General features: G+C 48.1%; 18 protein-coding genes, 7 tRNA genes and 2 riboswitches. Of the genes, 1 reads left to right on the top strand and 24 read right to left on the bottom strand.

Annotation, left to right across the window (positions count from 1 at the left end; all coding sequences use genetic code 11):
- Positions 1–24: 24 nt before the first annotated feature.
- The 13 genes from ACM6JA_RS01100 to ACM6JA_RS01040 all read right to left on the bottom strand — a co-directional run bounded on the left by ACM6JA_RS01100 (position 25) and on the right by ACM6JA_RS01040 (position 15937).
- Positions 25–1911, bottom strand: a complete 1887-nt coding sequence (locus tag ACM6JA_RS01100) for an FtsX-like permease family protein (RefSeq protein ID WP_414850795.1) — start codon at positions 1909–1911, stop codon at positions 25–27.
- Positions 1886–2656: an ABC transporter ATP-binding protein gene (locus ACM6JA_RS01095; RefSeq protein WP_007729857.1), complete on the bottom strand. Its 771-nt coding sequence runs from the start codon at positions 2654–2656 to the stop codon at positions 1886–1888. The genes ACM6JA_RS01100 and ACM6JA_RS01095 overlap by 26 nt, the downstream gene beginning before the upstream one ends.
- Positions 2657–2723: 67 nt before the next feature.
- Positions 2724–3740: a sensor histidine kinase gene (locus ACM6JA_RS01090; protein WP_414850794.1), complete on the bottom strand. Its 1017-nt coding sequence runs from the start codon at positions 3738–3740 to the stop codon at positions 2724–2726.
- Positions 3737–4435 (bottom strand): response regulator transcription factor, encoded by a 699-nt coding sequence (locus ACM6JA_RS01085; RefSeq protein ID WP_414850793.1) that lies wholly within the window; start codon positions 4433–4435, stop codon positions 3737–3739. Before ACM6JA_RS01085 ends, ACM6JA_RS01090 begins: the two co-directional genes overlap by 4 nt.
- A 658-nt stretch (positions 4436–5093) precedes the next feature.
- A complete protein-coding gene (locus tag ACM6JA_RS01080; RefSeq protein ID WP_414850792.1) occupies positions 5094–5609 on the bottom strand; it encodes a sigma-70 family RNA polymerase sigma factor in 516 nt (171 codons plus the stop codon).
- Between the two features lie 294 nt (positions 5610–5903).
- Positions 5904–6476, bottom strand: coding sequence for a GNAT family N-acetyltransferase (locus tag ACM6JA_RS01075; RefSeq protein ID WP_414850791.1), 573 nt, complete (start codon positions 6474–6476; stop codon positions 5904–5906).
- A gap of 251 nt (positions 6477–6727) precedes the next feature.
- Positions 6728–8023, bottom strand: coding sequence for an adenylosuccinate lyase (purB, locus tag ACM6JA_RS01070; protein WP_173618414.1), 1296 nt, complete (start codon positions 8021–8023; stop codon positions 6728–6730).
- Positions 8020–9183 carry a 5-(carboxyamino)imidazole ribonucleotide synthase gene (gene purK / locus ACM6JA_RS01065; RefSeq protein ID WP_414850790.1) on the bottom strand — a complete coding sequence of 388 codons (1164 nt, stop codon included), beginning with the start codon at positions 9181–9183 and terminating at the stop codon, positions 8020–8022. Before purK ends, purB begins: the two co-directional genes overlap by 4 nt.
- Positions 9180–9668, bottom strand: coding sequence for a 5-(carboxyamino)imidazole ribonucleotide mutase (gene purE, locus ACM6JA_RS01060; protein WP_007730004.1), 489 nt, complete (start codon positions 9666–9668; stop codon positions 9180–9182). Before purE ends, purK begins: the two co-directional genes overlap by 4 nt.
- Positions 9669–9850: 182 nt before the next feature.
- Positions 9851–11389: a M1 family metallopeptidase gene (locus ACM6JA_RS01055; RefSeq protein ID WP_414850789.1), complete on the bottom strand. Its 1539-nt coding sequence runs from the start codon at positions 11387–11389 to the stop codon at positions 9851–9853.
- Positions 11390–11408: 19 nt separating this feature from the next.
- Positions 11409–12905 carry a M1 family metallopeptidase gene (locus tag ACM6JA_RS01050; protein WP_414850788.1) on the bottom strand — a complete coding sequence of 499 codons (1497 nt, stop codon included), beginning with the start codon at positions 12903–12905 and terminating at the stop codon, positions 11409–11411.
- Positions 12906–12964: 59 nt separating this feature from the next.
- A complete protein-coding gene (locus ACM6JA_RS01045) occupies positions 12965–14266 on the bottom strand; it encodes a histidine--tRNA ligase (RefSeq protein ID WP_414850787.1) in 1302 nt (433 codons plus the stop codon).
- A gap of 294 nt (positions 14267–14560) precedes the next feature.
- The gene (locus ACM6JA_RS01040) at positions 14561–15937 is read right to left on the bottom strand and encodes an NCS2 family permease (protein WP_007729997.1); all 1377 of its coding nucleotides are present in this window, start codon (positions 15935–15937) and stop codon (positions 14561–14563) included.
- 196 nt (positions 15938–16133) lie between these two features.
- A riboswitch (purine riboswitch) is annotated at positions 16134–16235 on the bottom strand.
- A gap of 138 nt (positions 16236–16373) precedes the next feature.
- Here ACM6JA_RS01040 and ACM6JA_RS01035 point away from each other — a divergent pair.
- Positions 16374–16859: an NTF2 fold immunity protein gene (locus ACM6JA_RS01035; RefSeq protein WP_414850786.1), complete on the top strand. Its 486-nt coding sequence runs from the start codon at positions 16374–16376 to the stop codon at positions 16857–16859.
- A gap of 64 nt (positions 16860–16923) precedes the next feature.
- Here ACM6JA_RS01035 and guaA read toward each other — a convergent pair whose 3' ends face one another.
- The 11 genes from guaA to ACM6JA_RS00980 all read right to left on the bottom strand — a co-directional run bounded on the left by guaA (position 16924) and on the right by ACM6JA_RS00980 (position 24043).
- Positions 16924–18462: a glutamine-hydrolyzing GMP synthase gene (guaA, locus tag ACM6JA_RS01030; protein ID WP_414850917.1), complete on the bottom strand. Its 1539-nt coding sequence runs from the start codon at positions 18460–18462 to the stop codon at positions 16924–16926.
- A gap of 158 nt (positions 18463–18620) precedes the next feature.
- A riboswitch (purine riboswitch) is annotated at positions 18621–18723 on the bottom strand.
- 20 nt (positions 18724–18743) lie between these two features.
- Positions 18744–20978: a transglutaminase TgpA family protein gene (locus ACM6JA_RS01025; RefSeq protein ID WP_414850785.1), complete on the bottom strand. Its 2235-nt coding sequence runs from the start codon at positions 20976–20978 to the stop codon at positions 18744–18746.
- 4 nt (positions 20979–20982) lie between these two features.
- Positions 20983–22188, bottom strand: a complete 1206-nt coding sequence (locus ACM6JA_RS01020; protein ID WP_414850784.1) for a DUF58 domain-containing protein — start codon at positions 22186–22188, stop codon at positions 20983–20985.
- A gap of 14 nt (positions 22189–22202) precedes the next feature.
- Positions 22203–23156 carry an AAA family ATPase gene (locus tag ACM6JA_RS01015; protein ID WP_414850783.1) on the bottom strand — a complete coding sequence of 318 codons (954 nt, stop codon included), beginning with the start codon at positions 23154–23156 and terminating at the stop codon, positions 22203–22205.
- A gap of 196 nt (positions 23157–23352) precedes the next feature.
- Positions 23353–23429: transfer RNA gene (locus ACM6JA_RS01010), tRNA-Arg, on the bottom strand.
- A gap of 7 nt (positions 23430–23436) precedes the next feature.
- A tRNA-Gly gene (locus ACM6JA_RS01005) sits at positions 23437–23512 on the bottom strand.
- Positions 23513–23563: 51 nt separating this feature from the next.
- Positions 23564–23645 (bottom strand) — tRNA-Leu (locus ACM6JA_RS01000).
- 68 nt (positions 23646–23713) lie between these two features.
- Positions 23714–23789: transfer RNA gene (locus tag ACM6JA_RS00995), tRNA-Lys, on the bottom strand.
- Between the two features lie 5 nt (positions 23790–23794).
- A tRNA-Gln gene (locus ACM6JA_RS00990) sits at positions 23795–23869 on the bottom strand.
- A gap of 4 nt (positions 23870–23873) precedes the next feature.
- A tRNA-Thr gene (locus tag ACM6JA_RS00985) sits at positions 23874–23949 on the bottom strand.
- An 18-nt stretch (positions 23950–23967) separates the two neighbouring features.
- Positions 23968–24043 (bottom strand) — tRNA-Phe (locus ACM6JA_RS00980).
- Positions 24044–24074 lie beyond the last annotated feature (31 nt).

Raw genomic sequence — 24074 nt, 5'->3', positions numbered from 1 at the left:
CATCTGGACATGCTGGAAAAGTCACTAGCGGTTCATCGATTGCTTTAAATGGAACAAGTAACGGTTTCGAATGATCCAGAAATACACGCCCTGAACAACGACGAAACTGCATAGGACAATCGCGGTCGGTTTGACCACAGACGCGACAAGAATCAGCTTCAACAAGCTTTGCAGGGAAACGAACGCCACCACGCTGTGAATAATGGCTACCACAATCGGCACGAAGAACAACAGGGCAACCTGAGTCGTGACGGTCCGCGTTAGCTCTGCATCTGTGAGTCCAATCTTGGAAAGCGCTCCGTAATGCCGCTTGTCGTATTCCAGATCCGTGTATAGACGGAAATAGAGAAAGCTTGCTGCGGCTACAAAGAACAACACGCCCACAAACAAACCGATAAAGAGTCCCATGTTCGCCATTTGTTTCATGGAGTGGTAGTATGGCGCACGAGCTGAAAACAAATAATTTTCTTCCACATGACTGATATCTTCCTGAAGCTTGAGACTAAGCTCCTGCGTTTCCTTCCATCTCGGCACCTCGTATACAAAGCGCTGTTCTTCCTTCATTTGCGGAAGCTGGTCATACACCTGATTCGGTACGACAACCAATCGCTCAAATTCAATCCCTCTGATCAACGGCGTCATATTCGTATCTGTTTTGACTGCAAGCTGTGCCTTCCCCACTTGCAGCGTTTTGCTCGCTACCGAATCACCAATCCAATTGAGCAGTACGAAGGCCTCTTTATTCGTCATTTCGAGTACAGTCGAATTGGACGCTACCGCCAGCCGGTTGTAGTCAGACAGCTTGACTACTCCGACCCTTTCCTCCTGAACCAGTTCTGGCAAAACTCGCATAGCCACTTGATATTTTTCGAAGGAAAAGCCACTTTGCTGCAAGCTCGTTTCGATTAACGACAGATGCTTTACTCTCTCCGCATCGCTTTGTTTGGACTGGTATTCAAACGCAAACGGATGTGTTTTCATCACCGTGATCTGAATCGACCCAGCCAACGCTGCCAGCGTGCCAATCGCACAAAAAGCAACGGTAGAGACGATACTGACCAAAAAGAACATCCGTGCATTATCCTTCATCCGATAGGCCAGATCAGAGAGCGTCAGGAGATTCGTACCTTTCCAATAGAAAACGCGACGCTTCTTCAGAAAATCGATGAAGATGACGCTCAACTGAGTAAACAACAGGTACGTTCCTACAGTCGTCAGCGCAATGACCGGAAGCATCAGCACGAGCACATTCACGCCGTCTGCAGTGAGGGCTAAGGCATAGCTCATTCCCAACAAAGCTACTGCGACCAGAGACAGTACTAAAGATGCCCTTGGCTCACGCTTAGGACGACCGCTTCCTTGCAACAGATCCAACAGACTGCGGCTTCGCAGCACGAGGACGGTAAACAGCGAAATGGCTGCATACAAGATGAGAAACGCCACCACTGTCAAACCGATCGCTTTCCACGGGAAGTAAAACCCGAGTGCTTTTACATCCAGCAAAAATCCGGCGAATTGGAAAAACAGCTTGGCGAGAACCAGCCCGAGCCCAATCCCGATGGCAATCGAGACAATGCCAATCAGCATGTTTTCCATAAAAATCAGCATGTTCCGCTGTAACGGTGTCATGCCTTGGATAAAAAGGATGCCGAACTCCTTCTCCCTCTTTTTCAAGAAAGCACCGACACAATAAAAGAGAAAAAAGAAGGAGAACAGAAAAATGACGTACTCAGCCGCCATCATCCCAGTGGCTACGGATTCATGAATCTCCTGCCCGATAATTTCCGGATGAAAAATGAACATCGCATAGACGAAAAAAATGAGGACAGAAAAAACGCTACTCATGAAAAATGCAGCGTACATACGCTTATTTCGTACAACGTTATTACACGCGAATTGTCGAAAGGTCATAGGTGTTCCCTCCCAAAAACGACAACGAGTCAATAATTTTCTGGAAGAATACCTGTCGACTCTCACCACGATACATCTCGTTATGGAGCTGTCCGTCTTTAATAAAAATCACCCGATGGCAATAGCTGGCCGCCAAAGCATCGTGCGTCACCATCATCATCGTGGTATTGTCTCTCTTATTGATCGCTTCCAGTGTCTCCATCACATTGCGCGAAGACTTGGAATCAAGATTTCCTGTCGGCTCGTCAGCGAGCAAAAGCGACGGGGAATGAATGATCGCCCTGGCAATTGCCGTCCGTTGGCGTTGCCCCCCAGACACCTCGAAGGTCCGCTTTTCCAAAATGTCCTGAATCCCTAGCTTCTCTGCAACACTTTGCAGCTTTTCTTCCATGACCGACACTTTCTCATTGTCCAGCGTCAGCGGCAACACGATATTTTCCCCAATCGTCAACGTGTCCAAGAGATTGAAATCTTGAAACACGAAACCGAGCTCACGGCGACGAAACAGAGCGAGTTTATCTTTTTTTAAATGATGCGGATTCGTACCGTTCAAAAGAACCGCACCAGAGGTTGGTGTATCAATGGTGGAGATCATGTTTAATAGCGTAGTCTTGCCACTGCCTGAGGGGCCCATAATACCGACGAATTCGCCCTTGCGAATCGAAAAATCGATATCGGTCAGCGCGCGGTAGGTTACCTTGCCCCCGTATATTTTACTTAAGCTATTTACAGCAAGCATTTCCATGCGCCATTCCCCTTTCTTGCACTTCCAAATTCAACTATACGAAAGTGCGCATAGTCCAGCTATCGAATTAACTTTCAGCTATCTTACTTTCTTGTAAGGTTGGTACGACGGCAGACAAGACGATGCGTACGGTTGTCCCCTCGCCCACTTCTGATTCCATTTCCACCCCATGATGGAGCCGCCCGCATATTTCCTTCACCAAGTACAGCCCCATCCCGGTGGACTCAGGGTATTTGCGCCCGTTTTCTCCCGTAAAATACGGCTTGAACACGCGGCGAATATCTTCGGCAGGGATTCCGATTCCATAATCCTGCACTTCCAGTATGGCATGTACTCCGCGTTCATACGCACGAATGGTGACCTTGTTGCTTTTCCCTGCTGAATAACGAACGGCATTCGTCAACAATTGGTTAAGGACAAAAGCAAGCCACTTATCGTCCGATTCCACTCGCCAATTTTCATCTACTTTTACCTCGGGATACACCTGATTGCGAATAAACAGCCGCTTGTTTTCGGCCAACACATTCTGCACCAAAGAACGCAGCGTTACGGGCTCAATCAGGAAGTCCTGTTCAAATCGGTCGAGGCGAGCTATGTACAAAACGGTTTCCAGTCCACGCTTGATCCGGTCCACTTCTTCACGGACGCTCTCAGCTGTTGGATCATCTTCATTTTGCAGCAACAGATGAATAACCGAAATCGGCGTCTTCATCTGATGGACCCACTGCTGAATAAACGTCGTATGGTCCCGTTGCTTGTTTTCATAGGCATGAAGCTGTTCTTTGTAGAGTCGGTATTGTTCCTGACTAATGTCATCCATCGCGCGGCACAACGGTGAATTCCCGTATGTCTGGGTCAGTTCCTCTAATGTCTCTACCGGCTTGCTCAGTCGCTGATAGATTGTGCGGTGAGACAAATAACGGATGGCGAGAAAAGCCCCCGCGAAAAAAACAGATAAAAACATGACGTAGATCATCAATGACTCATTCCAGTACCCATCCATCGCAAAAATCATAATCAATAAGATCAATTGGACGAGAAAAAACGCTGCGAATGGCCATTGATCTCGAAGGAACAGCTTCATTGCCCTTCCTCCCAAGTCGCACGCAAGCGATAACCGGAACCGCGAACAGTCTCCACAGCTCCCTCCAAGCCTAAGTCCTTCAGCTTGCCGCGCACGCGTGTGATGTAGACATTCAGCGTGTTTTCATCGACAAACTGTTCATCCCACAGCTTTTCTAGCAAACGCTCACGGCTGACGACGCGCGGATGTTGATTCATCAAGGCTTCGAGCAGTAACGCTTCCTTTTTGCTCAGCTCGATTTTGGTATCGTGCATAGACAGCTCCATTCGCTCCAAAAACAGCTTGAGCCCCGCCACTTCAACCGTACGCTCCCCTTCTTGCGGAGCATATTGTCCGTAAGCCCGGCGTAGCTGACTGCGGATTTTGGCCAAAACCACATCGTAGTCGAACGGCTTTGTGATATAGTCATCCGCCCCATTTTCCAATGCCATCACTTGGTCCATTTTACTTTCTCGTGCAGAGATGAACAGGATCGGGCAGTTGGACTCCTGGCGCATTTGCCGGCACCAATAAAATCCGTCAAATTTCGGTAGATTCACATCCAGCAAAACCAGATCAGGGCGCGATTGGATAAATACCTCCATGACTCTATCGAAATGTTCAACATTGACTGTTTGAAATCCGTATTTTTCCAGTTGCTCTTGCAGCAGCTGGTTAATTTTCGGGTCGTCTTCTACAATCATAATTGTGGACATCACTCATACTCCTCTCGTCTTGAGTCTCCTCCATTTTATTCTTTACTATACCATTAGAAAACTAGACTACGCCAAGCCTTTAGCGTTTCTCGTACTTAGATGTCTACTGAAAAAACGGCTTGTACGTTGCTGTAGTGGAGGGGAGGAAACAAGAGAAAACGCTCAGCTTCTAGGGCCACCCCCTGGGGGATTGACTGTTCGACTCCATGCAAAAAGCGAAACCGCGGCCAAAGTTGTCCTTTCTGGATGTGTTTCAGAGGTGGACGCTTAAGAGCGTGTTTCGCTTTTTGCATTGCGTCTCGGTCGGTGTCCCTAAGATCTTCGCTGTTTTCTCCTGTTTCCTCTACGAGCTTTCAGTGTTAAACGGTTTATTAAAAGCCTTAAGAGAATGTAAGGATGTCATCAGTAATGACAGAGAAGAATATTTCCAGGCGTAGCGACTTGTGGAGTCCTACCGAGCGGAGAAGGGATTCGCGGGCAAAAGAAACGCAACCGTGCCCATACGACAAAGCGGCTACCACTTTTGCGTTTCCCCGCGAATCCCTTCGGAGCGGACAGTCTCAGCCCTCAGCAGGACGGAGCCTGGAAGCCTAGTCTGGAAATATTCTTCTCTCCACTACAGCCACATAGAAAAAAGGAAGGACTGTTGTCCCCCCCTTTATGTTTGAGCCTCCATCAATTGCTGCAGCTTCTTAATCCCACGGAAGTGCAAGATTTTCACCGAAGCCTCTGTCTTGCCCAAAATTTCCGCGATCTCATTCATTCGCAAATCTCCGAGATAACGCAGGGCGATCACATTGCGCTGATCCTTTGTCAGCGTGTGCACCTTATCCCACAAGCCCTCGGTTGTCTCCTGATTCAGAAGGCACTCCTCCGGCAGCTTATCTGTTGCGACCATATTGCTAAATGTGTCCTGATCTACCGGACTCTCCCGCTTCTTGCGCATGTAGTCAATCAAAGCATTGTGCGCAATTCGGAAAATCCAGGCGCCAAAAGGATGGCGGCCATCGTACTGCTCAAGCTTGGAGTACACCTTAATAAACACAGTCGTTGTCAGGTCTTCCACATCCCAGATGTTTTTTACCCGGTAGCGGAAATAGCGATATATTTTAGCAGAGTAATCTTCGTAAATTTGTTGGTGACTTAATTTTGGATACATGATTGCTGTCGTCATAATCGATCTCCCGTTTCGTGATCCGTATGAATTGATTTCATTGTACGGTCGAAACGAAGCAGGAACCATCGAGTTATATTTCAGGAAGCTTACACTTTTGTAAGGTACTTATGGGCTCGTTGTAAGCTGCACAAGTAGGTACGGAAGAGGTATCATTTCGGTTACAACTTTCAAAAGAAATCTTTAAAAATTTCTTAAGGAATTTTTTAAGTTGTCTTCAAAACCGTTTTGCTGGGGGAGAAGTCCTGCCTCAAGTAGACTGACCATATACTTTCGCATCCATTAGCTCAGTTATCAATGATATTCATAACCTTTTGCTATTGAAAAGATATGGGTATCAGTTAGTTCTCCTGAGTCATTTAGGTTAACATTGCGTAAAGTGCCCTCCAACGTAAAACCTGCCTTTTTAGCTACAGCTATACTTGAGTTATTCCGAGTATCGCAGCGAATTTCAAGGCGGTTAGCTTCCAACTCAGAAATGGCAAGGGCAACAATACCTTTTACTGCCTCTGTCATTAGACCCTCACCAGTACGCGATGTGCGTAGCCAATATCCAATTTCAAATTTGCGTACATACCAATCAAAGCGATGGAGCCCACTACTGCCCACAAACTGCCCTGTATTCTTTTCAAATATATGTAGCACTAAGTCTGTGCGCTCTAGAAAATTGAGCCTGGCCTTACGTACGTAGGCTTCTGAATCGTCCATAGATGGGAGGTTTTTTACAAACGGAAGCCAGGGGCGCATCTCGTTTTGACTCTCACGTATGGCTTCATTTACAAATTGACCATCACCCCATTGCGGTGCTCTAATCAATAATCGCTGAGTTTCTAAATGTTCCGGAAAAGAGAGTAGTAATGGATTCATATTAGTCCTCCTTCTATGGGAATAAGTTTCCAATAATAGTAGCGGCTTGACCGCTCATTGACAATTGAAAGCAACACTACCAGTTAGTTTAACGATACTGTCAGTCTAACACTTTATTATTGAGAACACTTAGCAGCAATTTCACACCCTTGAATTCACTTTCAAGTTTTTCACAAAAAGCTGCGCTTCTCCCCCACAACAGCTCCTATATAAAAAGAAACGCCCCCGAAAAAATTCGAGGGCACTTACATTTAAATCAATCCAAGACGTTGGAAAATCGTATCCACATGCTTCAGGTGGTAACGGTAATCAAAGCACTCATCCAGCTCTTCCTTGGACAGTGTGGAGCTGACCGTTGCATCCTCCTCAACGATCGCACGGAAGGAACGTTGCTCTTCCCACGCCTGCATCGCACGAGGCTGTACCGTATCATAGGCTTGCTCGCGGCTCATGCCTTTTTCGATCAGCTTGAGCATCACTTGCTGCGAGTAGATCAATCCAAAGGTACGGTCCATATTGCGCTTCATGTTCTCAGGGAACACCGTCAAGTTTTTCACGATGTTCATGAAACGGCGCAGCATGTAGTTCAATGCTTGCGTCGCATCTGGCAAAATCACGCGCTCCGCAGAGGAGTGGGAAATATCCCGCTCATGCCAGAGGGAAACATTTTCATAAGAAGTGAGCATGTGTCCACGGATGACACGAGCCAGACCGCAAATATTTTCGCTGCCGATTGGGTTGCGCTTGTGTGGCATTGCGGAAGAACCTTTTTGTCCTTTGGCAAATGCCTCTTCCACCTCGCGCATTTCGCTCTTTTGCAGACCGCGAATTTCTGTCGCGAATTTCTCCAAAGAGGTTGCGATCAGTGCCAATGTCGCCATGTACTCGGCGTGGCGATCACGCTGCAAGGTTTGGGTCGAGATAGGCGCTGCAGACAGCCCCAGCTTCTCGCACACGTACGCTTCCACGAACGGATCGATGTTTGCGTATGTTCCAACTGCGCCAGAGATTTTGCCGAACGCCACTTCTTTTTTCGCAGCCTGAAAACGCGCCAGGTTGCGCTTCATTTCTTCATGCCACAGGGCCAGCTTCAAACCAAAAGTCGTTGGCTCCGCATGTACGCCATGTGTTCTGCCCATGCAAACCGTATCCTTGTGCTCACGAGCTTTGTCTGCCAAAATCTCGATGAAGTCTTGGATATCACCCTCCAAAATCTCGTTCGCCTGACGCAGCAGATAAGACAGAGCAGTATCCACCACATCTGTAGAAGTCAGTCCGTAATGCACCCACTTCTTTTCTTCGCCCAAGGTTTCCGATACCGCACGGGTAAACGCCACCACATCATGGCGTGTCTCTTCTTCGATCTCGTAGATTCTGTTCATGTCAAAAGTAGCTTTATCCCACAGCTTTTTCACGTCTTCCTCAGGAATGACGCCCAGCTTGGACCATGCTTCACACGCGAGAATTTCTACTTCCAGCCACGCTTTGAATTTGTTTTCTTCCGTCCAAATGGCGCGCATTTCCGGTCGGGAATAACGTTCGATCATGATAATACCTCCGATGTATTCGTCCAGATTTTCAGCTCATCAATCAGGGTGAGCGCTTCTTCTACAGTAGGGGCGAGCACATTGATATGCCCCATTTTTCGCTTGGCCTTGCTCTCTGCTTTTCCGTACAAATGGAGCTTGGCTGTGCGCGGCAGCTTGTCGATCTGATCGATGACAGGCTGTAGATGCTCTCCCAAAATATTAACCATCACGACGCTCGAGAGCAACTCTGTAGATCCCAAAGGCAGATTGCAAACCGCCCGAACATGCTGCTCAAACTGCGAGGTGACACAAGCATCCATCGTAAAATGCCCGGAGTTATGCGGCCGAGGCGCCAATTCATTGACATATAGCTGACCATCTTCGGTCAAAAACAGCTCAACGGCAATGAGGCCGACCACATCCAGCTTTTCTACAATCGTGCGAGCAATTTCTTCCGCACGGACTGCTACTTCAGCCGAAATACGAGCGGGTACGATGCTCAAATGCAGGATGTTTTCCTGATGAATATTTTCTGACACAGGAAAAACAGCCAGTTCTCCCGCAGGATTGCGTGCAGCAATAACAGACAACTCCATTTGGAATGGTACAAATTGTTCCACGATCAGCTCTGTACCTGCTTTGGACAACGTTTCATACGCCTCCGCCAGCTCAGCCTCGCTTCTCAATACCCATTGCCCTTTGCCGTCATAGCCACCGGTTGCGGTCTTCATGACAGCAGGCAGTCCCAGTTCACGCACGGCGTCCTGCAAATCCCCCAAGCTGTTCACGACACAAAACGGAGCAACAGGAATGCCGATTTCGCGAATGGCGGTCTTTTCCCGAATCCGATTCTGGGTGATACGCAAAAGACGGCTCCCCTGCGGTACATAAGCGCGGCTCTCCAACACTTCAGCGACCTGCGCATCGACATTTTCAAATTCATAGGAGATAACATCGCTGACCGAGGCAAGCTGCATCGCTGCTTCTACATCATCGTAGCTGGCAACAATTTGCCGATCAGCCGTTTGGCCGCATGGTGCGTCTGCCGTCGGGTCCATTGTGACAAAGCGGTAGCCCATAGCTCGTCCAGCAAGAGCAATCATCCGTCCAAGCTGTCCTCCGCCGAGTATTCCTAGGGTCGATCCTGGTTTGATTTGCTTACGATCTTTGGTTGTCATTCGAGTTCACTAGCCTCCAGCACCTTATTGCGTACATCATCACGTCTTTGCATGAACCGCTCTTGTACGTCTGGATATTTGATCCCCAAAATTTGCGCAGCCAATAACCCAGCATTGATGGCTCCAGCTTTTCCGATCGCAACCGTCGCCACTGGCACTCCACCTGGCATTTGCACAATCGACAAAAGCGAGTCGAGACCATTCAAGTTGGATGATTTCACCGGGACACCAATGACAGGCAACGCTGTCTTAGCAGCTACCATTCCTGGCAAATGAGCTGCCCCGCCCGCACCCGCAATAATGACTTCCAAGCCGCGGCTTTTCGCGGTCTCGGCATACGTAAACATCAAGTCTGGCGTTCTGTGTGCAGACACGACCTTCTTTTCGTACGGTACCTGCAATTCGTCTAAAATTGCGCAAGCTTCCTTCATCGTTTCCCAGTCTGACGTACTGCCCATAATGACTCCTACCAAAGGCTGTAGCATGAACCATTCGCCCCCTACGTTTTGTAACATCAGAAGAAAACCCAACCGACTAACGGGCTTTTCGCGCCGCTCTCATCGCCTGGGCTATTCGAACTCGTTTTCTCTCAACGTATTCAGTGTAGCAGGGAGAAAGTTTGCCTGTCAACCTCGTTTCCGAACATTTAAAAATGATAGATCAAAAATTATTCGTGTTTGCCTTTTTCTACCCAATTGTTTGCCGCTTCTACTTTCTCTAGCTCAACCCGAAGCCAATAATCCAAAAAGGGACTGGCATCCGCCCCGGCTGCTGTAGTCAATAGCGCTGTGATTTGCTCCCCATTTGCCTGCTTGTATTGATGATCTCGTACATATTGACGCAACACCTGATGCAGTCGTTCGACTCCCCATTGTTCTTTCAAGTTCCACCACATGGCACCAGCTCGCCCATAGACGAGGTCATTGTAGCTCCTCCAGTCTGGGAAAGCCTCCACGGACGACTTCGCAGTTACTCCTTGGTTCGCATATCCTTCCGCTGCACGTGCTTGGCCTAGCCGCATCTGAATATACGCTTGTGATTGTGCGGGGGACTTTTGCTGCAAAAATACCATCGTCGCATAATCCGTCAGTCCCTCATCCAGCCAAGCCTCTCGCACCTCGTCGTTTCCGACCAACCCGTAAAACCACTGATGTGCCGTTTCGTGCGCTACGACCGCTTCCCCCATGGCATCGCTACGGTCAAAATACTCCTGGGCAATAAAGACGAGGCTCGGGTATTCCATCCCGCCAAAGAAGCCGCCTGTTTTGACAACATCGTATTCCTTATACGGATACACCCCGAACTGTTTTCCGTAATAGTCGAGAGACTCCCTAGCAGTCTCATGTATTCGTTCTACGTTTTGCGGGTCATCACTTTTCTGCACCCACGTACGTACGATGGTTTCCCCGACCTTGCCAGATATGGGCTGGTACGTATCGTCCATGACAACAAGGGCAAAATCCCGAACGTTCCATGCGTCCACCTCATAGATTTTTAGCCGTTGCGGTCTCGTCTCGGTGATAACAGCCACGCTCTCCAATCCACTCGTAGCAAGCTGGTACCCCTCTGATAACTGCACACGCAAATGATAATTCGCCACATCCGAGTAAAAAGGATCGCCAATCGCGGAATAAGGATCGAGCCGCCAGCCTCCTGCATCCTTGACCGCCAGGATCGGTAGCCAGTTGCCCAGCCACATCGCATGATCATGGTAAGACATTCGCCCATTGTTAAAAGGAACCTCGAGCTGAAAATTCATATCCACTACCGTCTCAGCAGACGATGTTCTTGCAGGAAGGGGCACTTGTAAAAGCGTATTGGTCTTTCCTGCATACTGTACGCCGACACTTTTTCCGTTCACCCGTACCTCGCTTATCTTGATTCCACCAGGCTCACGCTGTTTGCCCAGCACAACCTCCCAGTTCTCTCCACTGAGAGCAGCATTCGCAGAAAAAGCATTGGGATATAAATGAAAAAAAGCTTGGTCATCTTGTGGGACAAAGCGAGCCGTCAGCATGCCTTTCACCACGTGCTTGTTCATATCGATTTGTACGTCGGCCTTGTAAGTGACTGCAGCCTGCCTGTGATTAATCGGCACAATCTCCTGAGCATCTAAGCCAGCCTGCCCTGTCCAAGGACGGACGGTCAAGAATACAGTCAAAACAACTCCTAATGCCACGATGACCACCCAATGCTTCCGCCACATCGTGATCCCCTGCCTTCGATTACTTCTTCTGATGCTTGAGACGTTGGCGCTCCAGCCAAGCTGCTGCCTGTTCCTGCTGGGACATGTCTACTTTCAACCAATAATCCAAGAAAGCACTGGCATCTTCTCCTGCCATCTCAGATAGAAATGCCTCCCATTCCTTTCCGGTCACAACCTGATAACGGTACTTCTCGACATACTGCTTCAATACGTCATGTACCCTTTCTTCCCCCCACGCTCCCTGCAATAGCCACAGCATCGAGGACGGACGGGAATAAACGAGATCACTATAACTCTGATTATCAGGGAATACAGACAGCGCTTGCCAAGGACGCTGTTCCTCTGCCACGTAATGTTGAACAGAGGTGCCCTGCTCCAGCCGTCTGCGCACCCGTTCTGCTCCCATCAGCGGGTCTTGCTGAGATAAATACGAGAGCGTCACGTACTCCGTGAATCCCTCATCCAGCCATGCTTCCTTTACCTGATTATTTCCGAGCAAGCCGTAAAACCACTGATGTGCCGTCTCGTGGACAACTGTGACAATACCTGTTTCTTCCCCAGAAAAGAAATGACGTCCGTCAAGAAAGACCAATGCAGGATACTCCATTCCATTAATCGAGCCACCAGTCCTTACCACATCGTATTCGGTATATGGATAGGCACCCAATTGATCATGAAAATAGGCGAGAGACTTCGCTGCTGCTTCATGAATCTGCTCAGTAGTTGCCGGATCATCTGTTTTCCGCCACCATGTTCGGACGACTGTTTCGCCCACTTTTGTTTCCATTTGCTGATAGGAGGCATCCATAACGACTAGGGCAAAATCCCTCACATTTTCTGCACCGAGCTGTATCGTCTTTTCTCCCTCACGAGCAGAAACCTGTTTCGCAGCCCTGTCTGGTGCTGTGCTCGCCAATTGATAGTCTTTTGGCAGCGTCACGTTCACCTCATAATCTGCGTTCTCACTGTAAAATGGATCACCGACAGGCTCGTATGGATCGAGATGCCAGCCTTCCTTGTCGTACGCTGCAAGAACCGGGAGCCAGTTCCCCAGCCAGATCGATTGGTCATCGTACGACATCCTGCCGTCGTTTCGCGGAAGAGTCATCTCGAACTCCATCACAATCTTTCGTGGGCCCGGCTCTCCTTCTAGAGGCACTTCGAGTATGTTCAAGTCTTTCGTCTTTTTGCCGACAACCGCTATTCCATCGACCAAGAGCTTTTTATTAGTGTATGAGCCAAGCGTTGGGCCATTGCCTAAAAGTTCCTCCCATAGCATGCCTTGATGCTCTTCTGTAAATACGTTCGGGTAAAGATGGAGATAGGCACGAGCAGGGTCTTTTGTCCAAAAGGTAATCGTTACGGTTCCTGTTACTTCTTTCTTGATTGGATCAATTCGCACATCAGCCTGATAGAGTGGTTTACGCGTAAGCGCAGTACCCTCCTCAGCATTTACAGGCAACATCCACGTCAAAAACAATAAGCTACAACCGACCATTGAGACCCATTTCTTCACGCCATCTCCCCCTTTTCTCTACTGTACAAAAAATGGAAGAAAAAGACTATCTTTCCTCTTTAGCCTGATAGCTTGTCGGACAGCCACTTTCCAGCCAACTCCAAAGGAACCGATTGTTCCGTTCCCTCTCGCATATCTCGAACGACGACTTGCCCACTGTTCACTTCGTTTTCCCCATAGATCAAAGCAAAAGCAAAGCCTTCTTTGTTTGCATAATCGAGTGCTTTTTTCAGTCGTCTACCTGTTAGCTCCAGCTCGACTCTGACGCCGCTCTCGCGCAATCGATTGGCCAAGCCCAGACTGGATGCTTCTGTCCCGAGGGGAATGACGAGTACATCGGCAGCTTTCTGCTCTTCCGTGTTGCGATTTGCCAACGCTGCAAGAATGACATCCAATCCAAACGAAATCCCTACAGCGGGATACTCTCTTCCATCATCCAAAAGCCGACCGATGATCTGATCGTAACGTCCCCCACTGCCGATACTGGACGTCATACTTCCATCCCGCAAAAAGATCTCATACACAATCCCCGTGTAGATCCCTAAGCCCCTTGCCAAAAATGGCGAGAAACGAAGCTCCCCACCCACACCCGCTCCTTTTACATAGGCAAGCATATCGCGCAGCTCCCGAATCCCTTCCTGAACAAGCGGGGATGCAAAACGCTCTGCCAACAGATCCAGGGTAATCACACCTTCTTGCAGGAAAGATGTAATCGCCAAAACGAGTGGCTCCTCGACGTTTCGCTCCCGCAAGTCATCCCGCACTCCGTCCACGCCGATTTTCTCGAGCTTATCCAGCGACAGCATGACATCCCCGGCCCGCTCTACGGGAACTCCCAGCTCCTGAAGCACCCCAGATAACAGCTTGCGGTTGTTAACCTCAATGTACACGTCTAGCCCCAGCCGCTTGAATGCCTCAAACGCCATACTGAGCAATTCTGCTTCAGCCAGCACCGATGTCGTTCCCACGATATCGACATCGCATTGAATAAATTCGCGCAAACGCCCGGTTTTTACTGGACCGTCCCGAAATACTTTTCCGATCTCATACCGCTTGAACGGCATCCGCATCTCAGGATTCATGCCCACTACCTTCGTCAACGGTACGGTCAAATCATAGCGCAGGCCAAGCTCTCTATCTCCTTGGTCGCTTAAGCGATACACTTCCTTCAAGATTTCATCCCCGCCGCCGTACTTGGATGCCAGTAATTCGTAGTGCTGCAGCATAGGCGTCTCCAACGGTTTGCAGCCGTATGTCTCGAATACAGCTTCGAGCGTCCGTCGTATCCAGTTTCGTTGCATTTGCTCCTGCGGCATGAAATCTTTTGTGCCTTTTACCGTTTTTAATACTTCGTTTTCCATGAGGAACACCCTTTCTTTTTTCAGATAGAGAAAACAAAAAAAGCCATGCAAGGCAACTTCCTGCCCGCATGGCTTCCTAAATACACCACCGCAGGCACGAAGCACAAGAAGCGCTTGCACCTGCGGAAAAATTTCCGAAGATACAAACGCTCTACGTGTGGTGATGCTGTTGAAGGAACATGTTTAGACCTGTCATGAGAATCGGTCCATCCTTCCGTGAAAAAATATTTTTCCTATCATAGCGCAAAAAAAGCTCCCCGTCCAGTAGACGAAGAGCTTCATTCCCCAAAAATTCTATTCGCGCAACCAGATGAAGTACGCCAGGAAGACGAAGAACAGCACATACATCGCCGGATGCACTTCACGGGCCTTGCCCTTCATTACCTTCATCACTGGATAAACGATGAAGCCCGTCGCAATACCTGTTGCAATACTGTAAGTCAATGGCATCAACAAAATCGTCAGGAATGCAGGGAACGCTTCATCCAGGTCATCCCAAGCCACTTTTGCAATGTGAGAAGCCATCAGAACACCGACGATAATGAGTGCTGGTGCCGTAACCGCTGGTGTCACAATTGCGAGAATCGGCGAGAAGAACAACGCAAGAAGGAACATAATCCCTGTGACAACTGCTGTAAATCCGGAGCGTCCGCCTGCCGCTACCCCTGCTGTCGACTCAACATAAGCCGTAGTGGTAGATGTACCGAGTACCGCACCTGCCATACCTGCAATCGCATCGGAAGCGAGTGCTTTTCCTGGACGTGGTAAATTGCCGTCTTCGCGAAGCAATCCCGCTTGGTTTGCTACACCCAAAAGCGTACCCGTCGCATCGAAAAAGTCTACAAACAAGAATGTCAACACAACAATCAGCATGTTCATGGTGAACAAAGCGGATGGATCACCGAGATATTGGAACGCAGCACCGAATGTAGGAGCAAGGCTCGGTGGTGCAGAAACGACTTGCTCAGGCAGATTCACCAGTCCGAAAAACATCCCGGTAATCGCCGTAATCAACATTCCGATAAAGATACCTGCATTGATTTTGCGAGAAAGCAGAATGACCGTCACGATCAGACCAAACACCGCAAGCAATGCATTTTTCGCTGCCAAAATTGCTTCCGGCTTCATGCCCTCGTGATAGAAGGTCAGATGTCCCAGTGCTACGAAGGTGGCATCATTTGCTACGATAATACCCGCGTTTTTCAAACCGATAAACGCGATAAAAAGACCAATCCCTGCCGAAACTGCGTATTTCAAGCTCTGTGGAATCGCTTTGATGATCGCTTCACGAACACCTGTCAGAGACAGAATCAAAAAGATCGTACAAGAAAGGAATACGCCAGCCAAAGCCTGTTGCCAAGGAATTTGCATCGTCAGAACGACGGTATAAGTGAAAAATGCGTTCAATCCCATCCCCGGAGCTTGACCGATCGGCAAACGTCCGAGAATACCCATTAACAGTGTACCAAGAGCAGCAGCCAAAGCTGTTGCGGTAAAGACAGCCCCAAATTCAGGATAGTTTGCTTTTAAATCTGGCGGCAGATCAGCACCACTGAGAATGAATGGATTGACAGCCAGGATATAAGCCATTGCCAAAAAAGTAGTGATACCTGCGATGATTTCGCGACGGTAATTGGTGCCTAGCTTGTCAAACTCGAAATACTTCCGCACCTATAAGTCCCCCCATACTAATCTTGTTGCAAAAAACAGTCTAACTGTTTTTTGCCGACCGTAAACGGTCACATCTTATTTAATGAAAAACGTCGAGACGCTTTTCACAAAAAAAAGGCCCCGGCGCTATTATCATGCGCCTGGCCTTCAAACAAAACACTCCGGGAATAATTCCAAATATAATAACAAAATCAGATCCCGATGACATTTTGTTCGTAGCCAGGTCGATAACGGCGACCATGTAGAAACTCTCGAGCCATATTCTCAAGAATATACGAACCTTCCTATATTACCTGCTCACATTGAGAAGTGTATCAGGTGACATAGGGAATGTCAACGAAAATACGAACATTCATTTTTGGAAAGAGTTTAATATCCGGATATTTACTAAGAAAGGGCTATGTTATACTTCATAACTAGATGGAGGAGATCCAAAATGAGCTTTATGGATGCTTGGGCACAAATAATAGCGAAGCAGGAGCGAGAACGTGACCGGCTTCGAGTCAATCGAATCACCGTACGGGTCGACGATAAGAAAAAGAGCAAACGCAACGTTCATCAAAAGGAAAAAGTCATCGAATATGGCTTTGTAGAACGTGATTTGTATGATGAGAATCTATTTGGAAGGTTTGAACTCTATTTCGCCGATCGCGACGCTCTTCGCAAGCAAGATCGGTTTGGAGATGAAATTGCTTTTGGTGAGCTTGCAGATGAACATGCAGTTGCCACGGCAATCTTCTCCTATTTAGCGGAGCACTATTCTCAGTTTTTAGAGGAAACTCCCTTCGCTATCAGTTATAACCCTATTGCAGAAGCTTGGATTATCGAAGGAACTCTTCCTCCGGGATGGCTAGGCGGAGTCATTTATATCGCTCTTGCAAAAGAAAATGGAGAGCTTCTCATGATGTATGGAACGAGATAATTGGTCATAAAAAACTCTCTTTTATTCGCAAAACACGCAAATAAAAGAGAGTCATTTTTTGTTCCTATTCCCACTCAATTGTTGCTGGTGGTTTGGACGTTACATCATACACAATGCGGTTTACATTGTCTACTTCATTCACGATACGCACAGAGATTTTCTCCAATACATCCCACGGAATGCGCGCCCAGTCAGCGGTCATACCATCAATGGACGTTACCGCACGAATTCCTACTGTGTAAGAATACGTACGAACATCTCCCATTACACCTACGGTCGTCATGTTTGGCAAAGCCGTGAAGTACTGCCAGATTTCCCGATCGAGACCTGCCTTGGCAATCTCCTCACGCAAGATCGCATCGGATTCACGAACGATCTTCAGTTTTTCTTCCGTCACTTCACCCAAAACACGAATGCCGAGGCCTGGTCCTGGGAATGGCTGACGCCAAACAATCTCATCTGGCAAGCCCAGTTCTGTACCCAGTTTACGTACTTCGTCTTTGAACAAGGTTTTCAATGGTTCAATCAACGTGAACTTCATGTCTTCTGGCAAACCGCCTACGTTGTGGTGCGATTTGATCGTTTGTGCAGTTGCTGTTCCACTCTCCACGATATCGGTGTACAGCGTACCTTGTGCCAAGAAGTCCATATCCGTCAGCTTCGCAGCTTCTTCATCGAATACATAGATGAACTCGTTACCGATGATTTTGCGCTTTTGCTCTGGGTCAGATACACCTTTGAGCTTGCTCATGAAACGCTCACGAGCATCGATCTTGAGCACTTTCATGGAGAATTTCTCAGAGAATGTCTCCATTACCCCTTCTGCTTCCCCTTGGCGCAGAAGACCGTGGTCAACGAACATGCACGTCAATTGATCGCCAATCGCTTTGTGAATCAGCGCTGCTACTACGGAAGAATCCACACCGCCGCTCAACGCACACAGTACTTGCTTGTTGCCAACTGTTTCACGAATGCGAACCAACTCGTCCTCGATGAACGTGGTCATGCTCCAAGTCGCTTCACATCCACAAATGTTGAAAAGGAAGTTTCCGATGAACTCAGTACCTTTTACGGTATGAACTACTTCTGGATGGAACTGTACGCCGTACAGCTGGCGCTCAGGGTTGCTGATCGCAGCTACTGGGCAGCTGTCGCTTACCGCATCAATGACAAATCCCGTTGGGAGCTCTACTACTTTGTCAGAGTGGCTCATCCACACGATTTCGTTTGTATCCCATTTGTCGTACAAGCTGTGTTTTTGCTGCATACGCAATTCAGCTTTTCCGTACTCGCGTTTACCCGCGCGTTCTACTTTTCCGCCCGTCAAATGGCTCATCAACTGCATACCGTAGCAAATACCCAATACAGGCAAGCCCAGGTCAAAAATCGCAGGATCTACAGTTGGTGCTCCCTCTTCGTACACGCTAGCAGGTCCGCCAGAGAAAATAATCCCTTTTGGATTTATCTCTTTAATCTTTTCAACAGGTGTATTGAACGGTATCAGTTCACTATAAACACCCAGATCGCGTACACGGCGCGCGATCAACTGATTATACTGGCCTCCGAAATCGAGTACGACGACCATTTCCATTGACTTGTCCATCATATCCCCCTTCTCCTGTAACATACAGGACGTGCAAGTGTCGGCATGCCATGCGAAGTTGTCGCATATTTGCAAAAAAGCCGGGACTGCTATCTCCGATAATCAATACGGAGGCAACGTCCCAGCTTGTGTACACATGTGCGGTTTGCATGTACAAAAATCCGATGTGCTCTCCTCGTAGTCGCCAAATTTACGGTCTAGCGGTAGAAACTTTCAGGCCCTATTCCTGATCATTATACGAGTCTCATTGATCGTCATTCTAGCAGATGGAACGGCATTGTTCAAGGCTTCAATTGACGGATTAAGCGTTCGAGTATTTGCTCTGCTATTGTTCTCGCCTTTTGTTCCATTTGTTTGTAGCCGTACACGGTACGTTCGTACAGCTCCGTCAAATAGCGCAGGTCTTGTCGCTTGTCTGCCGGCAAGGTCATCCTGCCCACGTACTCCCGCAACGTTTCTCCTGGCTGTCTGCGCGTGTAGATTCGCTCCATCATCCGCATCAGCAGATGGTACCGATCCGGGAACTCACTGCTTCGCTCTTGATTCAGTTGCCTGCGCATCCACCATAACTGAATGTCTTGTCTGCGACGCCACGCGATAAATCCTGCTACGACAGCGGCTACAGCCAATCCCGCATTTACTTGCCAAGGAATTTTAATCCAACTGCCTGCTGGTCTGTCGCCCTCTTCCAGCTCATTGAAACGTCCATCCCCACGATCGATGTTCGTTTGATTCTCCATGTTTGGCAACGGGATGGGGATCTCCGGCTTTGAGGTGACCAGATCGTAATTAAAACGAACAGGTGACATAAATGTACTCGTCGCTTCAAAAGGAACCCAACCAACCCCCGGGAAGTATACCTCTACCCACGAGTGAGCATCCTTGTTACGCACTTCTACAGTCTCGTAGTTAAACGCATCCGTTCCCACTCGTTCACCTGGAGCGAAGCCCTTGACCCAACGTGTCGGGATATCCAGGGTACGGAGCATAACCGCCATCGAAGTCGAGAAATGGTCACAGTACCCTCGAAGGCTGTCAAATAAGAAGTGATCGACAAAATCCTGACCTTCTGCAGCGACTGGAACGTCTTTCGTTTCATACTTATATTTTCCACTTGCGCGCAAGTAATTCTCGATCGCTCTCACTTTGTCATAAGGAGTCTTGGCATCCTTCGTAATTGTTGCAGCGAGCTCTCTTACTCGCGGAGGGACCGAGGCTGGCACTTGCAAATAGCGCTCTTTGATATCATCCGGATAGTTCGTCCCCGCATTCGTCACGGCCTTTTCACTGACAATCGGTACTTCTGTCTCGACCTTGTATTGATTCAGTTTGAGCAAAAGCGGATTGGGGCCGTACTCTGGCCGATCGTTTTTCTCACTCAGCTGGACCAAGTTGATTTTTCCTGCCCGTACTTCCAGTTGCTGATTCATTTTGTCATAAACAACGGTTGCATCTGGTGGAGCGTAGTTGCTCACCTTTTTCAGCTGACCTTGATAAAAGACAGTCGGGAATTGCTGCGGGCCTTTAAAATCTAATGTCGCTTGTACCTTCTTCGTTTCAAGCCCTTGGAACAACGTATTCTCCCATGTATAAGTTTGCGGGTCCAAGATTGACTCATACTCTCTATCGCCTTTTTCCCAGCCAACTCCCGTATACACGTCCTTCGAATCACCGCGCCAATAGCTGCGCTCGTTCGTCTTTGCAATAAACACTAATGTGTTATCTTGCAGGAAAGGACCGCCCAACCGTTCATCGTTGTTGTCGTATCCTACTTTTTTCATCACACCAACAGGGGTATCGTTTCCTTTCCCTGTTAAAAAGGCGATCGGATCAGGCCATGACGGTCCTGACTTCGGTGCAGCATAACCGATGCCTATGCAAGCCATGATGACCAGCACCGAGGCCAGCAGTGAGTTGAGCATGATTCTGCTTCTCTTCCCTGCCAATGTTGCCATGTTCGTCATCTTCATCAGATGGCTAATGGCCAGCATCAGAAAACCAATGATCAGCGTCCGTACAACCCCTGCACTGGCATCATACGGGAGAAACGTATCCAACACAGCCAAATACAGTTCCGTTAAAAAGACAAACCATAAACCTTGTCGTTGTTCCAGCACCAGATAAGTTAACATCGTCGCTAACAACACCAAGACGAGATCAAACATGGTATTCCGCGACAAGATCGACATGCTGGCCCAATCCTGTTGAAACGCTAACGGGAGATCGTGAATCATCTGCCCGTACAATTGACCAATCCATTCCGAATCAAAAAACGGTTTGTCAAACAAAGTAGCATGCAAAAGCACCATTAGCCCCAGTGCCTTGATCGGCAAGGTTAACCACCGATAAGGGATCAACAGGTCAATGATGATGACTCCAGCCACAATCGCATAAAACGGCCACAGAACGCCCGTATCGGTTAATGTCTGTAGAGGAATCAGCCACTCTCTTAACATCAGGAACAGAAAAAGGGCCAAGACCCACTCCCAAATCGTTGGACGCTTCCAAACGCTCATGAGTCTATGCACCTCCAATCCGTTTCCACTCTTGATCATCCATGTGAATAGACGTACAAGTTACTTTGTTTGCGCCAAGCAGCTGCAACGCTTGTTTTTGTTCATGCGAAATCGTTGACTCGTTTTGCATGAGAAACAACTGCACCCGTCTGCCTTTTTGAGCGAGTGTGACCAAACGACTGATCAACGTTTTTTCTACATGCGGTGTAATAATAATCAAAGTAACACCTTGAGGCTGCTCCAATGCTTCTCTTCCCACAATTTTTGCAAATAACTCTTGTCCTTCTGGCGCAACACGAGCTAATTGATCAAAAACTCTGAGGAAATGGGCATGGGACAGACCTGGTGGTATCGATATGCGTTCTGCTTGCTTGTATACGAGCCCATAATGATATTGATTCCGATTGGCGTAAGCGATCAGACTCGCGGCCAGCTTCACTGCTGTTTCAAACAAGTGCACTGGCTTCCCTCGGTAGCTTGCCTTCTCCACATCAAGGAAAAAGACCGCCTGATTCATCGCTTGATGCTCAAACTCTTTCGTCTTTAGACCCGTCCCCCGTGCAGAAGCTCGCCAATGAATTTGGCTCAACCGATCGCCCCGATGATAGTCTCTTACGCCGCGTACTGCTGCTACGTCATCAGACCGTCGATGGGAAACATGAACAGTTCCACTGAAGCTTCCGTCTCCCAGGGCCCAATGGGTCAATTCTTTGTATTTTGGATAAACGAGAAACTCCTGAGAAATCGAATAAACCTTGCGACGCTCAAAAAATCCAAAAAAATCTCCGCCGCTCACTACACATTCATCGAGACGGTAGTATCCCCGCGGTACATTGGGTATGACATACCGAAACTCGACTTCCCTTTTGAACCATGGGAATATCAGTTGTCGATGCGGCTCATACACGCCAGCCAGCCTCGCCGGCAATGGCTCCATAATCATATTCCATCCTAGCGGAAACCAAATCCTCCGGCGCAGGCGTATCGTTACAATGACATCTTCCCCATCCTGTAGACGATTGCGATCTAGTTCACGCTCGACTTCTAGCTTCGTGAACATGAGTACATAAGCGACAATTTCATACAGAAGAAATACCAAACTACTATAGAAAAGAAACCAGCTTGAGAAGCCACCTTGAAATTTTGCGAATAAATACGTGATCAGGACTAATGCAATCGCCTTGAGCCTACCCCACCTTTGCTGTCTCATCTGCAATCACCGCCTTAGCTTACCGGGACACGGGTCTCAGACAAGATCATAGCCAACACCCGATCTACGGTTGCTCCTTCCAGTCTTGCTTCTGGTTTCACAATCATACGGTGTGCAAATACAAATGGAACGAGTTCCTTCACGTCATCTGGAATGACATAGTCACGTCCACGAACGAAGGCCAACGCCTGAACAGCCCGGAAAAGAGCAAGGGTACCGCGCGGGCTCACGCCTAGATAAATATGATGATGCTCACGCGTACGATGACATAGACGCACAATGTATTCTTTTATTCCTTCCGTTACCTTAATCGTCGATACCTGGCGTTGAAGTTCCGCAAGCTCGGCAGTGGTCATAACCGGCTGAAGCTCTTCCAATGGATTCGCCGCCGAGAATCTGGACAGCATCCGCATTTCTTCCTCTACTGTTGGATACCCCAAGCTTAATTGCATGAAAAATCGGTCCAATTGAGCTTCAGGTAATGGGAAGGTCCCTTCATACTCTAATGGGTTTTGTGTAGCCATCACAAAAAACGGCTCTTCCAATCGATACGTAGCACCATCGATTGTTACCGAGCGCTCTTCCATTGCTTCCAAGAGTGCGGATTGTGTTTTTGGCGAAGTCCGGTTGATTTCGTCTGCAAGAATGACATTTGCAAAAATCGGCCCTTGACGGAACTCAAACTCCAGACTTTTTTGATTAAAGATAGCAACCCCTGTCACATCCGTTGGCAACAAATCTGGGGTAAATTGAATACGTTTAAACTCACCGCTGATTGATTTGGACAATGCACGTACCATCATGGTCTTCCCAACGCCTGGTACATCTTCGAGCAAAACGTGACCATTCGCTAGAACAGCCGCTACCATCATCTCAATTACAGAGCGTTTACCAATCAATACTTTTTCTATATTATCGATTAAACTGGCTATTGCAGGATTTACTTGTTCCAATTTGATAGGGTTCATGTTGATACAACTCCTGTTCCATGATATTCTTCCGCAGGTTTGTAACAGATGTTCCTCCATGCTTTCAGCGTAATTCTAAAGTAATAGATGCAAATAGGAGATACAAGGGAAAAATGCTTAAAATTTGAAAAAATACACAAGTCATTATAAAAAAAAGAGTAGGATCTATTCCTACTCTTCGATTTCATATGAAATATGGCGTGCCCTGAGAGATTCGAACTCCCGACCTTTTGATTCGTAGTCAAACGCTCTATCCAGCTGAGCTAAGGGCACAAATAAATGGAGCGGACGAAGGGTCTCGAACCCTCGACCTTCGCCTTGGCAAGGCGACGCTCTACCAATTGAGCTACGTCCGCATGTTACATCTTATGTGGTTTGTACTGAGGGCAAAGCTTTCTGTCATAGTATGGTGCGGGTGAAGGGACTTGAACCCCCACGGTTGCCCGCCAGAACCTAAATCTGGTGCGTCTGCCATTCCGCCACACCCGCATTTTACTTAGAACAGAAAAGGCATTACTATTACTATCACGCAGCTTTGCTTGTTCAGCAAAAAAAACTGGTGAGCCATGAAGGACTCGAACCTTCGACCCTCTGATTAAAAGTCAGATGCTCTACCAACTGAGCTAATGGCTCGCAAATGGCTGGGGTACTAGGATTTGAACCTAGGAATGACGGAGTCAAAGTCCGTTGCCTTACCGCTTGGCTATACCCCAATGGTGGTGCCGGCAATAGGACTTGAACCCACAACCCCCTGATTACAAGTCAGGTGCTCTACCAATTGAGCTATACCGGCGCTGTTTAATTTAATTTGTGGTGGCTCGGGACGGAATCGAACCGCCGACACGAGGATTTTCAGTCCTCTGCTCTACCGACTGAGCTACCGAGCCATCTATGATTATCTTCGCCATTCCTTAAGAA

The sequence above is a fragment of the Brevibacillus sp. IT-7CA2 genome, from assembly GCF_949767855.1.
Lineage (GTDB): Bacteria > Bacillota > Bacilli > Brevibacillales > Brevibacillaceae > Brevibacillus.
This window is presented reverse-complemented; position numbering and strand designations above follow the sequence as displayed.